We start from the raw sequence: 13,663 nt of genomic DNA, 5'->3' as shown, positions 1-13,663 counted from the left end.
CGTTCCCCCCTTGGCGGACCGCTTCCGGTCGGCTACGTCTGGTTGTTTAAGATTTGTGCGACTCCCGCCCCGACCGGACGCTGCCAAGGAGACCCCCTCGATGAAGCGGCCCCTGACCGCCCTCGCAACGATCCTGCTCGTCTCTTCCATGTTCCCGGCTCAGACCCGAGCCGCTTCGGCCGGCGACCTGATGGCCGAAACGGCCCGCCGATTCCTGGGCTCGCTCGACGACGCCCAGCGAGCCAAGGCGACCTTCGCCTTCGACGACGCCGAGCGGCTCAACTGGCACTGGATTCCTAGGGCTCGCAAGGGCCTGCCGCTGAAGGAGTTGACCTCCTACCAGCGCGCTCTCGCGTTCGCCTTGTTGAACACCGGCCTTTCCGACAAGGGCTACGTTACGGCGGCGACCACGATGAGCTACGAGGAGCTCATCCGGATCGAGGAGAAGGGGACGGGGCCCGTCCGCGACCCGGAGCTGTACTACATCAGCGTCTTCGGGACCCCCGGCGGCGATTCCTGGGGATGGCGCTGGGAAGGACACCACCTCTCGCTGAACTACACGCTCAAGGGGAACAAAATCGTCTCGGCAACCCCCTTCATGTTCGGCGCGAATCCAGCGACGGTGGCGGACGGACCGAACAAGGGGCTGCGGAACCTGGCCGATATCCAGGACCCGATCTACGCGCTCCTGGCGTCGCTTGATTCGGATCAGAAAAAGGCCGCCATCCTCTCCGACGTCGCCCCCAAAATTCCGGCGTCGCCCGCCGCGGCCAAACCGCTCGCCTCGGGTTCCGACGGCATTGACGTCCAGAAGCTGAACGGCGACCAGAAGAAGCTGCTGATCTCCGCCCTGGAAGCCTACGTCCACCTCTTTCCGGACGAGGTCTCGGCCGACCTGGTGGAGAAGCTGAAGGCGGGCCACGGCGAGGGTCATTTCGCATGGTTCGGCCCGACGGATCCGTCCAAGCCCCACGCCTTCCGGCTCCAGGGACCGACCGTCTTCATCGACTTCAACGACGAGCAGAACAACGCCAACCACATCCACACGTTCTACCGAAACGCCGACGGCGACTTCGGCGCGACCGCGTCGAAGTGACGGTGTCACTGTCCCTGATGACCAAAAGAGGTTCGTGCGACAACCCGTAGTCTTTGCCGCACGATTGCCGCCTCACGCCCGGCCTCTTCACGGATGGGGCCGGGTGTCCTCCTGGGTGATTCGGTGATTCCGAATGTCACGGATCGCCGCTTCGGCGACGGTCCGTCCAACGGTATAATTTCGAGCTGGAGGAATCGCATTCCTCCTTTGTTGCGGGTGGGGTGTCCTGGTGGAGAACGGCCTGGTTGAGGAGAGCCGCCCCCAGAAAACAGCCGTCTGTCCGATAGCCGTGGTCGAACCGAAGAGAGCGGTCGGCGATATCCACAGGATCGGTGGGGGGAGCATCGAAAATCTACGACTGAAGCCAGCCGAGGCTACGCTGGAGCCTCCTGGGATCTCCGTTCTCAAGGGAGGCTCGCCCGCGGAGGCCGCGGAGCAGATGAAAGCGGCATTCCCGGGTGCCAGAAAGCTCCTCGAATCCGCGAGAGTCGTGGGTTCGACGACGGAGGATGCTATCCGATATGCTGGCTTCGATGTCATGCCCGATCCAACGCGGAGGTTGCCGAATCACTTTCGGATCACTCATCCCGACGGAGCCGCTGGATTCGTCGATGGCAAGCTTGACCGTCTGTCCCGGGCATTCGTCGACACTGTAATGGAGGAGCCATGATGCCGCATCGAGTCGTTACGATCCTTAACGGGGATCGAAATCCGATCGCGACGGCTGACGTCGAATACACGAAAGGGTGCTACTCCGGAACGGTCCATGTGGATCAGATGCCCGAATCGCTGCGTCGGTTGTTCGAGGAATACGAGGAGATCGTCAACAACCAGACGTTCAGCCTCCTCGATCAGATAGAGGATCGAATCAGCGCGTTTCCATTCTTGATTGTCTTCGACGATGGATACGAGTCACGAGCCAGGGATGTCCAGATCTTTCCCAAAGGTGGTACCATCTCATTCGAGATGGCCGAAACGGTCATGCCGAGCGGAAGCCGATCGAGCGAGTGACGTTGTCAACAAAGACTGTTAGGCTGACGTGGATTGCTCCCTTAGCCCACACCGCTTGACTCCGAACTGCTGCTGCCGCTTCTGATGAGGTCAGGATTATGGTCGGCGGTCCGGTTCGCTCAGCGTAGTCAGTAAGCCGACATCCCCCAGAGAGACCCCGCTCGATCAGCCCGACCCGATCGCGTGGGCGACGACGCATCACACCCAAAAGGTCGAGACGGACGAGCCGATGTCAGATTGCGTGACGAGTCGAAGTGGAGCCGCGCGCGCGGCGTTGTGCCTGATCCTGGCGACGGTCCTGCCGACCTGCGCCCTGGGACAGGGCGGGACGTTCAGCAAATACGTCGTGTCGGCGCAGGAGTCGAATGCGGCGGACGTCGGCCGGGACGTCCTGCGGGCGGGCGGCAACGCGATCGACGCGGCCGTGGCCACGGCGTTCGCGATGGCTGTGACCCTTCCCGAAGCCGGAAACATCGGCGGCGGCGGCTTCATCGTCGCCTACCTCCCTAAGTCCAAGCAGATTGTCACGCTCGACTTCCGCGAGACAGCGCCGGGCGCGGGCAAGCCTCGGATGTATCTCGACGCCGAGGGCAAACTCCTTCCTCGACACCGCGCTGGAGCCTGGGCGGCTGGGGTCCCTGGTACGGTTCGTGGACTGGGCGAAGCGCACGCGAAATGGGGCCGGCTCCCCTGGCGCGACCTCGTCGCGCCGTCCGTGAAGCTGGCTCGTGAGGGATTCGAGATTTCCGACGAACTGGCTCGTGCGCTCAACGGGCAGCTCCGCCCCCACAACCCGGATGCACCGGCCAGCGTTCCCGGTCGGCCGGCTTTTCAGAATCGCATGGTCGACTTCCCTGAATCGATCGCCGCTTTCGGCAAGCCCGACGGCCAACCCTGGCATGGCGGCGACCGACTCATCCAGGGCGACCTCGCCGCGACGCTCGAACGGATCGCCGCCGAGGGACCGGACGAGTTCTACAGTGGACGGACGGCCGACCTGATCGCTGCGTACATGACCGAGCGCGGCGGTTGGATCTCGAAGAAGGATCTGGCCGACTACCGAGCCAAGGAGCGGCCGCCGGTCCATACGACGTTCCGCGGCTATGACGTTTACGGCATGGGTCCTGCGGCGTCCGGTGGGATCGTCCTCTGCCAAATGCTCAACATCCTCGAGCGCTACGACCTCCGCGCTGACGGCCCGCAATCGCCCCGAACGCTCCACCGCGTGACCGAGGCGATGCGACGCGCCTACTTCACCCGGGCGACGAAGATCGCCGACCCCGACTACGTTGACGTCTCCGTCGCAGAGCTAACTTCCAAGGCCGTCGCCGACGAGTTGGCGCGGACAATCGACGACTCGCACGCCACCCCCAGCGCGCATCTCGCGCCCTTTCCGATCATCGCCACCGAGCCCAACCACACCACGCATTTCTCTGTGGTCGACGGAGAGGGCGGAGCCGTCGCGATGACGTACACCCTGGAGGAGAGCTACGGCGCAAAGGCCGTTGTGAAGGGGGCGGGGTTCATCCTGAACAACGAGATGGGCGACTTCAACCTCCGCCCTGGTCGTACCGACGACGCTGGAGCGATCGGGACTTATCCCAACCAGATCGCCCCCGGCAAACGGATGCTAAGCTCCCAGTGCCCGACGATCGTTCTGAAAGAGGGCAAGGTTCACCTGGTCACCGGCTCTCCCGGCGGGCGGACCATTCCCAACACCACGCTCTGGGTGGTGCTGGGCGTCCTGGAATTCGGTCTCGACGCTCAGGCTGCGGTCGACCAGCATCGAACCCATCACCAGTGGTTTCCCGACGTGCTGACGCTCGAGGGCCGCAACTGGCCGGAGGCGACACTCAAAGCCCTGACGGATCTGGGCCACAAGTGGAGACTCGCCGACCGCCAGGGGGACGCCAACTCCATCGTCGTCGACGTCCCCGGTGGCAAGCTCCACGGCGCTCCGGATACTCGCCGGGCTACCGTCAAAGCGTCGGGCGACTGATCGCCGCGTCGTCAGGAAGCGAGGACGTCGTGCTCGACGTCCTCGCTCTCAGGAAGAACGATCGGCTGATAGGCGATCGTCGCGATGATCTGGCGGACTGCCAGGAAGAGCCCGACGATCGCCCCGAGAATCGCGGCGGCAACAACGACGTCGCCAGTTACGACATACGCAAGCGCCTCACAGATCGCCGCTCCTGCGACGATCAACAGAACGGCGAAGCCGAACAAAGGCAGCCAGCGGACGTCCTTCTCACCGTTCCTAACCTGGACGAAGATGGGTTTCATGGCATCCTCCCAAATCGTGTCTCGCTCGCCGTCGGTCCGCGGAACTTCATCGGCGGTCCTCCGGGTCGGGAGTGTATTCGTCCTCTCCCAGAGTTCATTCCCCGAGAACCGTTCAATCGCTGTGAAGCGACCCATCACTGACACCCATGGCTAGATGAACAATCGGCGAGCATCGAGCGATCGTTCTTGCGGGAGACCACAGATCCCGATACGTTCGACGAATCGAACTCGAAGCGAGAGACCCACAAATCGCAGCCAAACGCGAAGAAGCCTGACCACTGATTGCGTGACGTCATTGCCTTGCTCGCATGTTGCGTAGAATCGACGCGCGGTGCAGCGCGGATAGGTCGATGCGAGGCAATGGATCCGAATTTGCATTGATTCAAGCTCGGGATGCAGAAGCCACCCGCGTCGTCTGCGAATGGGCTGGAGTTTCGTCCATGGACAGCATTGCTCCCACCGGCGTCGCCCGAATCCTCATCGTCGAGGACAATCGCGACACCGCCGACACCACGGCCATGCTGCTTCGGATGCACGGGTACGAAGTAGCCGTGGCCTACGACGGTCGTTCGGCGATCCAAACGGCCACGGGTTTCGACCCGGACGTGGTCTTGCTGGACCTCTCGCTCCCGGATATCGACGGTTACGCCGTTGCGCGAAGCCTCCGCGATGCGGGCCTGGAACGGGCCTCGCTGATCGCCGTCACGGGGTACGCGCCCGATGATGCGGACTGGTCCGAGCTGGATTTCTCCGACCATCTGGTCAAACCGGTCGGCAAGGACGCACTCGTCTCGTTGCTCGGACGGGTTCACGCCGCTCGGTCCTGAACCCCTCACCGAACGACGAAGACGTCGCCGATTTCCAACTCATTCGCGTCGACCTGATCGTTCACGCCGATGCTGATCTTGCGCACGTCCTTCAGATCAAGCTTCCCGTTTGGGTCGATCGCGTTGGCGTGGCTGCGTTCGAGTGCTCGAAAGTCGACGCGAGCTGCGTGCCAGCGATCGTCCGCCGGGATCAGGCTCGAGCCGTTGATATAACCCACGCCGGATTCTCCCTCCCAGAGGAAGACGCGAACCTGGGCGTTCGATTTGCAGCGGGCGCGGACGAGCAGGCCCTTCGCATCGGAGAGGTCGACCGACGGGGGAAGACGGAAGAAGGGATAAACCCAGCGGTCGGTGTTCGGTCGATGACGGGTGACCAGCCGCCAACCTGACCCCTCCGCGACTTCCATCCTCATCTCGCCGCCTGCGCCGACGTTGGGAGACCATCGCGTCAGATCGTCGATCGGCAGACGTTCTCTCGTCTTGAGATGCGCGACAGCCTCCTCAAAGCTCGGCTCGCCCAGGAGGGTGAACGCCAAACGATCGCGCACACTGCCGCTCCCCCTGGCCGCGACCTGGAGCTGCAGGGGCTCAAAATCCGCGAAGCGGCCAGCGAGCGGCACTTCCCAGCGCGACTCCGCCTGCGACCGCGGACCGACCGAGGCCTTTCGGACGCCGTCGATCGGTTTCGACCCGACGGTCAACGTGAGGTCGAGAGACTCTGCAGAGTCCCCAAGGTTCATCGCATCAACGACCACCGGCAGCGTCCGCGAGGGCGACTTGACGTGGTAACCGCTTGAGCTCGGCGTGACGTGCGCCGGATCGAACCGAAGCCGGAGCACGATCGGCTCGGCTTGAGCGACTCTAGACGATCGAGGGCCGGGATGCAGACCTCCTGCGCGAGTGTTGCTATCCACGAGCCCTTTTAGCGCAGCAGCGTCGAACCAGACGAAGGCTAACCCATCGGCCATCTCGAATCGTCCGTCTCGAACCGCATGCTCACGGCCGTCCGCTCCCTCGACACGACGAGGAATCGCCCCGAGCTGGATCGGTCCACGCTTGCGGAATTCGGCCTCAGGCGTCGCTGAGTGAAGAACTACGACCGCGCGAAGCTCGTCGCCGAAGACCCGAGCGCGGGCGATTCGCGAGTCGTCGCAATGGAGATCCCCTACGTAGCGGAGCCCCTTGAGCGCCCTCATCGTCTGGGCATAGGCCGTCATGGAGCGCAGCGGCGTCGCGCGGCGGTCCATTACGCTGAAGTTCTTGGCGTTCTCCTCATAGAAGGGATAGACGAACGTGAAGAATCGCTCGACGCCGCAAGCACGGGCCTCAACGGCCTTCATCGCGATCTGCGCCGCGCTGGCGCGATCCTGGTCGACGGGAGGCCGCTCCGGACCACGATTCCAGGGCCAGCCGCATTCCGTCACCCAGAGCGGGAGGTCGGCCACCCCTGAAGTCCGAAGCCATTCGCGATACTGGGCGATGAGATCCTCGAACGCCATCGCGGGTCCGTAGTCGTGGAAGCTGAACGCGTCGATTCGTCGAATCAGATCGCCCGATGCGCAGTCGTCGAGGAACGTCGGCGCGAAACGGGCGGTCACGCCGCCGACGATCGGCGCCGGCGTTTCAGCACGACGCAGACCGTAGGCGACGGCCTTGGCGTAGGAGGCGTACTGATCGCCGGGCATGTCACCGCCGAAGCTGATATCGGGCTCGTTCCAGATCTCCACGCCTCCCCAGTAACGGCTCCAGCGTTGGCCGATCGTGCGCCAGGCGTCCGCCGTGGCGACGAGATCCTTCGAGTATTTGCCGACTCGCCCAGCCCATCGGGGAGCATCATGGCCCATCTCCAGAACGGGATGCCGGCGGCGTGATAGGAATGCTGAAGCCGCTCAAAGCGAGAGCCGGCCTCCCAGTCCCAGCGGTCGGGGGCCGGCTGGATTGCGTTCCAGGTCATCCGTTCGCGAATCATGCTCAGGCCGACGCCCCTTGCGAAGGCGATCAACTCGTCGCGGGTCTGATCGTCGCGAACGAGCCACGACATGGCTGCGTCCATGGCGAAGAAGGGATCCGGATCTCCCTCGGCCTTGGGCAAAGCGAGTACACCGAATCGCTGGGAGGTCGCGGGGAATTCGACCTCGTGATAGCCCTGTCGGAACGATCGCTCGACCCGAATGACGCCATCGACCACCGCAGCCTTCCCACGAGCCTCCTCCGCGCCGGTGTAGTCCCGGACGAGGTATTCCAGGCTCGGCTCGCCATCGCCGATGGGCTTCCAGTCGAGCCTCGCCGGCTGATCGGGAGCGACGTGGAAGGATCGGGCGGAAATGGGGGCCAGCGACGTCGGCTCGGCGAGGAACGCAAGGGCCGCGGCCGTGAGCAGGAGGGGTGCGGGCATGTCGGTTCGGGGGCTGGAGGAGGATGTCCGACTCCAGTCTAGGTCAAATCTCGGCCCACTTGCAGCGTGCTCTGCTTGAAGCGATCGACGGCCGCAGCCTAAGATGTCGCCTTGATCGTCGAGAGCCCCCGGGAGGTCCGTTCATGTTCGTGGTGATCGCCAACATCCAGGTCAAGCCGGAATGCGTCGAGGCCTTCCGCGCCGCTTGCGTCGAGAATTCGCGCGGCAGCCTTCAGGAGCCGGGCTGCCTTCGCTTCGACGTCCTGCAGCAGAATGACGACCCGACGAAGTTCTCGCTCTATGAGATCTACCGCACGCCGGAAGGCTTCGCGGCTCACAAGGAGACGACTCACTACGCCGCCTGGGCGGAGAAGGCTGCCGCGATGCAGTCCGGCCAGCGATCATCGGCGAAATTCGAGCTGATCCACCCGATCGACGACGCATCATGAACTTCGAGTTCGCCACCGCGGGCCGCATTGTCTTCGGCTGGGAAGCCTTCGAGCAACTCCCGAGGATGATCAAGGAACTCGGCTCGAAGGCCTTGCTCGTTCTCGGACGAGAGGGGAGATACGGCGAGGTTCTCAGCGCGCGGCTCGCCGATCTCGACATCGCCAGCCTCGCGTTCCGCGTCGAAGGCGAACCCCGCTTCCAGACGGTGGAGGCGGCGACCGCCATGGCCCGCGCCGAGGACTGCAACGTGGTGGTCGCCATCGGCGGCGGAAGCGTGATCGATGCGGGCAAGGCCGCCGCGGCAATGGCGACTCAGTACGGCAGCCTGCTCGATCATCTTGAGGTCGTGGGAGCAGGTCGACCTCTGACCGCGTCCCCGCTCCCTTTCATCGCCATCCCTACCACCGCGGGAACCGGCTCAGAGGTCACGCGCAACGCGGTCCTCGACGTTCCCGAGCATCGCGTGAAGGTCAGCCTGCGAAGCCCGGACATGCTCCCGCGCGTGGCTCTTGTCGACCCGGCGCTGACTCTCACCGTCCCGCCCGAGGTCACCGCTTACACGGGTATGGACGCTCTGACGCAACTCATCGAGCCCTTCGTGAGCCTGGCTGCCAACCCGATGACCGATGGTCTTTGTCGCGAGGGCATCACCCGCGCGGCCCGTTCACTGGAAGCCGCCTTTCGAGACGGCTCGAACCGGGAAGCGCGGGAGGACATGGCGGTCGCCTCGTTGCTGGGAGGTCTCGCCTTGGCAAACGCAAAGCTCGGCGCCGTTCACGGTTTTGCCGGGGTTCTGGGTGGAATGTTCGGGCTCCATCACGGGGCCATCTGCGCTCGGCTGCTTCCGTTCGTGATGGAGGCGAACATCGCCGAATTGCAGATCCGGGGCGATGGCGACCAGACCATGCGACGTTATCGCGAAGTCGCGACGATGCTGACCGGCGATCCGAACGCCGAGGTTCACGACGGAGTCGCCTGGGTTCGCGACCTCTGCGCGAGACTCGCGATCGCCCCGCTGCGTTTGAACGCTTCACAGGCCGATCAGGACGCCGTCATCGCGGGCGCTCAGCGTGCCAGCAGCATGAAGGGGAATCCTGTACCGCTTTCCGAGGATCGACTTAGAGCGATCCTGGCGGCGGCCGACTGATCAAGTCCGCTTCACCGATTCAAGGCTCAAGCCCCGCCGATCCGATCTAGTAGCTACGCCGCAAAAAGGCGCTGGATCCGGACCATGCGCTCAGAGCGCAAGGACGCGGAGGTGGGGCGGTGGCGATCGGCAAGCGAAGGATCCAGGCGGAACTCGCCATGCTCGCCCTGATTGTGGCGAGCCTGGGTGGAGCGCTGCACCTGGTCGTCTCGATCCACAGACAGTCGCTCCTGGACGCCAGGAAACCGCAGACGATCGAGGTCGTCAATGCGAGTCCGGCTGCCGAGCCCGCCCCAATCCCCCAACCTCCGCCGAAGGTCGTCAAGAAGCCTCGGCCGACCGTCGCTCCGTCCCCTCCGCAACCGGTCCCCGAAGATCCAACGCCGAAGGCTCTGGCACAGATCTCCGAGGCGACCGCCCGCGAACGCGCGGAGGCTCAACGGTTGGACCGCGAAGCCGCCAGCCTGGAGGCAGCCCGAAAGAAGGCGACCGCCGAATCGGAAGGCTGGCGACGACGCGAGATGCTCGTCAAGACGCAGATCGCTCAGCTTGAGCAGAAGTCGAACAGGCTGGATCGCGAAGTCGACGCCTTCGCCGCCCAGCGCGACGTTTTGGTCCAGGAGCGCGACGCCCTCAAAGCGGCGATCGCCAAGGCGCCGGGGGAGGGGAGTTACGCCGTTCTTCCCTACCAGGGCGAGAACGGAACCTGGAAGCGGCCGATCGTCATCGAGTGCACGTCCGGGGCCGTGACGATCAAGCCGAATGGCCCCACGTTCAACATGACGGACCTCGCCGGGATCATGACCCCGCGATCGAGCCCGGTCGTCGTGGCGATCGCTCGAGAGCTGCTGAAGGTCAAAACGGCGGGAAGCCCGGACGGCTCGCCCGTGGTTCCCTATTTCGTCTTCCTCGTCCGGCCCGACGGCGTCCGCGCCTATTATGAGATCCGATCTCGTCTGGAACCGCTGGGAATCGCCTTCGGCTACGAGTTGGTCGAGCAGAATCTCGATATTCACGTCCCGAATTACGACGACCTCGCCACCTGGGACGGCTCGCCGTCGATCTCCGTCCCTTCGTCGGGTCTCGCGGGCTCGCCCGCTGGCTCGACAGGATCAAGGACGTCAGGAGGGACGGCCAAGCCAGGCTCTGGCGAAGGCCTCTCCTGGCCCGGGAACGACGACGCACGGACGATCGCCCAGGCCTTCAACGCAGGACGAGGGGGCAAACCCGTTTCCGGCGGAAATGGATCGAATGCCGGAACCGAATCGCCGGGCGACTTCGTCTGGCCGACCTCCCGGCCAGGCCTCGGCGCGGTCGGCCGTCAGGGAGCCGAGGGCCAGCAGGAAGGCCCACCAGGCGGCCCGATGGGTGCCGGCGGAACGACTCGAGGAGGCAGCGGCTCCCGCCCGGCGGGCAGTGGAGGCGTTGGTGCGATCGGGGGCGACGATTGGCTGCGAGGTCCCTATGGGACGGGCCGTAACCCCTCGGAACGAGGGCCTGCCGAGAACGGCGATGAGCCCGGCACACTAGCCGACGAGATCCTCAACCTGCAGCGGAGAGGCGACGCCGGCGGACTGCAAGGAGCCGGAATTCCGCCGAGTGGGATCGCACGTGGGGCTGACGGAGGTCGCCCTGCCAACGCCGGTGCTGGCGAGTCAACCAGGCGTCCAGGCACGACGGCCGGGCAAGGGCTCGCACGACGATCGGGCAGTGGAAACCAACTGGAAGCTCCGAAGTCCACGACAGGGGCGTTCGACGATAACCTCCAGCCCGCGCCGGCAGGCGGCTCCGGTACGGAATCGCCTCAGTCCATGGGTGGGCTGATGTGGGGCGGGGGAGCGTCGAACGGGCCGCCCGCAGGAAGCGCCCAACCTGCGACGGGGGAAAACAGTGAAGGAGCCCGTGGCTCATCGGCTCGAAGCAACGCTGCCGGTGGAATGACGCCTCCGGCGAACGCCTCGGGAAATCCCCCGCGGAGCGTTACTTCGATGCCGCGCCTCGCCGGCCTCGGCTCGGGAATGGGCTCGCCGATCGGGCTCGGCTCGTCGAATTCGCAACCTTCTCCGGGTCTAATGATCGGCGCCGATTCCGAATCCGGTCGAGCCGGTTCTGGGGGAGCGCCGGGAGCTTCGGCTTCCGCGGATCCTGAGATGAAGCCGCTGATCCCTAATGACGAGGAGAAGCCGGAGACGGCTGTGGAGATCCCGTTCGAGATCGTCGTCGCCTGCGGGACGGACGGCCTCACGATTCAGCCCGGCGGCTACCGGATTACCAACCAGGCGTTGAGGACTCGCCGCGACGAGGATCTGTTCGTTCGCAACCTGGAGGCCGTGGCTCGAAAGCGAGCGGAGGTCGATCCGGGCATCCGTCCCAGGCCTCGGGTCAAGTTCCTGGTGGAGGAGGACGGCGCCCAGAACTTCTGGGAAGCTCGTCGGCAGATCCTTTTCTCGGGGCTGAACTGGCCGATGTCGCTCCAGGTCGCCGGGGCTCAGAATCCTCGGTTCCTCGAGCAGGGGGTGTGGTGATGACCTCCAGATTTCGAGACGCGCTGACGGTCACGAGCGTCCTCGCCGGGCTGCTGCTCCTGTCCTTCCTCGTGAACCGCCCTCGGCCCGCTGAGCCCGACCATACGCCCGTTCCCTCGCCTGCTCCAGCCATCGCCGCGACCTCTCCGGCCCCGGTCCCCGAAGTGATCGAGATCGAGGAGGAACCCGAGCCCGAGCCCGCTGCTCCTCCGCCCGCTCCGACGCTGGACCGCGAGGCGATCGCCAAGGCCGAAGCCGAGCGCGACGCCGCCGCGCGAGATCGGGCCCTGGCGGAGTCGCGAGCCGCCGAGGCGAAGCAGATGCTGGCAGCCTCCGCGAATCAGGCGGCGCTCGACGCGGCCCGAGCGCGCAAGCTGGCCTTTCGCGTTCGTGATCCGTCGACGCAGATCGCCCGGGTCTCGGCCAAGGGGGGAGTCCTTAAGGCCGAGCGCGACCACCTGGCGAACGAGGTCGCCAACCTTCGGAACCTGCCGCTCCCGAAAGCGACCTCGATCCTGAGCAAGAACCCCGTCGCCCGACCGGCCCGCGCCGAGGAGTTCCACTTCGAGCTGCACCGGAATCGGATCAGCTTCATCGATCTGGAACGTCTCCTGGAACTGGCCAAGTCTGATGCCCAGGTTCGATTGAGGATGGCGGAGCGGACGGGGATCCTGGCGTCTCAGGTCGGTCCCGTCGGTTCGTTCAAATTGAGCTACGTTCTCGGGCGGGCCCAGTCGGGGATCGAGGAGTTGATTGAGCGTCACAGCATTCGCTTCGACCTGCGGGGTTGGGAAGTCGTCCCGACCTCTGAGTCCCGCGGAGAGACCTATGAATCAACCCGCAACCCGATCTCGGAATACTCGCGGGCCCTCAACCGGCTGAGTCCCGGACGGGCCGTCGTGACGATGTGGGTCTATCCGGACAGCTTCGCGCTCTACCGCCAACTCCGCGACGAATTGAACGATCGCGGGTTCAGCGTGGCCGCCCGGCCTTTGCCCGAGGGGATGACGATCCGAGGAAGCCCGATGGGCTCGGTCTCGGCGACTCAGTGAGATTCGCGGTGCGTCCTCAGCGCCCCGAGCCGACGTCGTGCAGGCTCCCGGGGCGCGAGGCGTATCGTCCGCCACTCTCACGGGCGATCCTCTGGAGGGCGTCGCCAGCCAGGCCGCCGGCCAGGTCCACGCAGTGGATGGGCACCTTGCGGCCGTTGGCGGCGGCGATCGACTCGACGGTTCCTTCCGGGAAATCGCCGTCCGAGAGCAAGAAGACGGCGTCAGGCCGCATCCCCAGTGCCTGGAGCACGGCCCGTTTCGGACTGGTGCCGCCGTCAGGGTCAATCAGATGGAGCCAGTTCCGAAGCTGCTCCTTCGTGCGCTGATCGGCCTCGCGGGGCGTCGGCCCGCCGGGCATCGTGGTTGCGAGGTCGTTGTAGAAGATGACCTCGAACTTCTGGGGGCTGTGCAGCGCGTTCACGCTCCGCCGTAGCTCGCTGGTGGCTCGAACCATCCGGTCGTCGTCGATCATGCTGCCTGATTGGTCCAGCACATAGACGATGAACCGTCCGCGTGCTGAAATCCCGAAGAAACTCGCGTGACTCCACGGCGGCAGGTCGCGAAGATCCTCGGGTTCGTAGTGCTCGTCATCCTGAGCACCAGGCGGCCGGAGGAATGGGCTTTTCTTGCGGGCCTCGATCTCCTCGGGCGTCATGACCCGGGGATTCTCGTCGACCTTGACCTTCCGGCGATCGGAGGGGGGCGCGACGGGCGCGAGCTTCTTCCCGGCATCGGCTGGGGGCTTCGACGATCCTTCCTGGCCTGCCGCGAATGAACACGCAGCCAGAAGCGCGAGAACGCAGGATGGAATCGCGGACCGCATCAGGCTTCCTCGACTTTAGGGCGCGAAGGGGCCGTCTCGCTCAAGAAACAGCTT

General features: G+C 65.0%; 13 protein-coding genes. 9 read left to right on the top strand and 4 right to left on the bottom strand.

From position 1 onward, the window contains the following. Positions 1-100: 100 nt before the first annotated feature. The 4 genes from G5C50_RS03390 to ggt all read left to right on the top strand — a co-directional run bounded on the left by G5C50_RS03390 (position 101) and on the right by ggt (position 4,106). Positions 101-1,096, top strand: a complete 996-nt coding sequence (locus tag G5C50_RS03390) for a DUF3500 domain-containing protein (protein ID WP_165064947.1) — start codon at positions 101-103, stop codon at positions 1,094-1,096. A gap of 229 nt (positions 1,097-1,325) precedes the next feature. After that, positions 1,326-1,766 (top strand): hypothetical protein, encoded by a 441-nt coding sequence (locus G5C50_RS03385; protein WP_165064944.1) that lies wholly within the window; start codon positions 1,326-1,328, stop codon positions 1,764-1,766. 98 nt (positions 1,767-1,864) lie between these two features. Continuing rightward, complete coding sequence (locus tag G5C50_RS03380) at positions 1,865-2,107, top strand: hypothetical protein (protein ID WP_206107569.1); 243 nt, start codon at positions 1,865-1,867, stop codon at positions 2,105-2,107. 241 nt (positions 2,108-2,348) lie between these two features. Beyond that, complete coding sequence (gene ggt / locus G5C50_RS03375) at positions 2,349-4,106, top strand: gamma-glutamyltransferase (protein ID WP_240906940.1); 1,758 nt, start codon at positions 2,349-2,351, stop codon at positions 4,104-4,106. Positions 4,107-4,117: 11 nt separating this feature from the next. Here ggt and G5C50_RS03370 read toward each other — a convergent pair whose 3' ends face one another. After that, complete coding sequence (locus tag G5C50_RS03370) at positions 4,118-4,390, bottom strand: hypothetical protein (RefSeq protein WP_165064935.1); 273 nt, start codon at positions 4,388-4,390, stop codon at positions 4,118-4,120. Positions 4,391-4,830: 440 nt separating this feature from the next. On the opposite strand from G5C50_RS03370, the gene G5C50_RS03365 reads away from it, so the two are divergent. Then, a complete protein-coding gene (locus G5C50_RS03365) occupies positions 4,831-5,217 on the top strand; it encodes a response regulator (protein WP_165064932.1) in 387 nt (128 codons plus the stop codon). Positions 5,218-5,222: 5 nt separating this feature from the next. On the opposite strand, the gene G5C50_RS03360 is transcribed toward G5C50_RS03365, so the two are convergent. Further along, positions 5,223-6,902, bottom strand: coding sequence for a glycosyl hydrolase (locus G5C50_RS03360; protein ID WP_165064930.1), 1,680 nt, complete (start codon positions 6,900-6,902; stop codon positions 5,223-5,225). Beyond that, positions 6,812-7,612, bottom strand: a complete 801-nt coding sequence (locus tag G5C50_RS03355) for a hypothetical protein (RefSeq protein WP_165064927.1) — start codon at positions 7,610-7,612, stop codon at positions 6,812-6,814. The genes G5C50_RS03360 and G5C50_RS03355 overlap by 91 nt, the downstream gene beginning before the upstream one ends. 143 nt (positions 7,613-7,755) lie before the next feature. Here G5C50_RS03355 and G5C50_RS03350 point away from each other — a divergent pair, with 143 nt between their 5' ends. The 4 genes from G5C50_RS03350 (at position 7,756) to G5C50_RS03335 (ending at position 12,786) form a co-directional block, all read left to right on the top strand. After that, the gene (locus G5C50_RS03350; RefSeq protein WP_165064924.1) at positions 7,756-8,061 is read left to right on the top strand and encodes a putative quinol monooxygenase; all 306 of its coding nucleotides are present in this window, start codon (positions 7,756-7,758) and stop codon (positions 8,059-8,061) included. Beyond that, the gene (locus tag G5C50_RS03345) at positions 8,058-9,209 is read left to right on the top strand and encodes an iron-containing alcohol dehydrogenase (RefSeq protein WP_165064921.1); all 1,152 of its coding nucleotides are present in this window, start codon (positions 8,058-8,060) and stop codon (positions 9,207-9,209) included. The genes G5C50_RS03350 and G5C50_RS03345 overlap by 4 nt, the downstream gene beginning before the upstream one ends. A gap of 119 nt (positions 9,210-9,328) precedes the next feature. Further along, complete coding sequence (locus tag G5C50_RS03340) at positions 9,329-11,734, top strand: hypothetical protein (RefSeq protein ID WP_165064918.1); 2,406 nt, start codon at positions 9,329-9,331, stop codon at positions 11,732-11,734. Beyond that, positions 11,734-12,786 carry a hypothetical protein gene (locus G5C50_RS03335; protein WP_165064915.1) on the top strand — a complete coding sequence of 351 codons (1,053 nt, stop codon included), beginning with the start codon at positions 11,734-11,736 and terminating at the stop codon, positions 12,784-12,786. The genes G5C50_RS03340 and G5C50_RS03335 overlap by 1 nt, the downstream gene beginning before the upstream one ends. Before the next feature lie 16 nt (positions 12,787-12,802). Here G5C50_RS03335 and G5C50_RS03330 read toward each other — a convergent pair whose 3' ends face one another. Next, complete coding sequence (locus G5C50_RS03330) at positions 12,803-13,609, bottom strand: vWA domain-containing protein (protein ID WP_165064912.1); 807 nt, start codon at positions 13,607-13,609, stop codon at positions 12,803-12,805. Positions 13,610-13,663 lie beyond the last annotated feature (54 nt).

The organism is Paludisphaera rhizosphaerae, from assembly GCF_011065895.1.
Lineage (GTDB): Bacteria > Planctomycetota > Planctomycetia > Isosphaerales > Isosphaeraceae > Paludisphaera > Paludisphaera rhizosphaerae.
Note: the sequence above shows the minus strand (reverse complement) of the source record. Positions and strands in the feature narration are given on the sequence as shown.

Excerpts from the sequence above, each read along its gene's own strand:
- G5C50_RS03390 (WP_165064947.1), top strand. The coding sequence starts at position 101 with ATGAAGCGGCCCCTGACCGCCCTCGCAACGATCCTGCTCGTCTCTTCC.
- G5C50_RS03370 (WP_165064935.1), bottom strand. The coding sequence starts at position 4,390 with ATGAAACCCATCTTCGTCCAGGTTAGGAACGGTGAGAAGGACGTCCGC.
- G5C50_RS03365 (WP_165064932.1), top strand. The coding sequence starts at position 4,831 with ATGGACAGCATTGCTCCCACCGGCGTCGCCCGAATCCTCATCGTCGAG.
- G5C50_RS03360 (WP_165064930.1), bottom strand. The coding sequence starts at position 6,902 with ATGCCCGGCGATCAGTACGCCTCCTACGCCAAGGCCGTCGCCTACGGT.
- G5C50_RS03355 (WP_165064927.1), bottom strand. The coding sequence starts at position 7,612 with ATGCCCGCACCCCTCCTGCTCACGGCCGCGGCCCTTGCGTTCCTCGCC.
- G5C50_RS03350 (WP_165064924.1), top strand. The coding sequence starts at position 7,756 with ATGTTCGTGGTGATCGCCAACATCCAGGTCAAGCCGGAATGCGTCGAG.
- G5C50_RS03345 (WP_165064921.1), top strand. The coding sequence starts at position 8,058 with ATGAACTTCGAGTTCGCCACCGCGGGCCGCATTGTCTTCGGCTGGGAA.
- G5C50_RS03335 (WP_165064915.1), top strand. The coding sequence starts at position 11,734 with ATGACCTCCAGATTTCGAGACGCGCTGACGGTCACGAGCGTCCTCGCC.
- G5C50_RS03330 (WP_165064912.1), bottom strand. The coding sequence starts at position 13,609 with ATGCGGTCCGCGATTCCATCCTGCGTTCTCGCGCTTCTGGCTGCGTGT.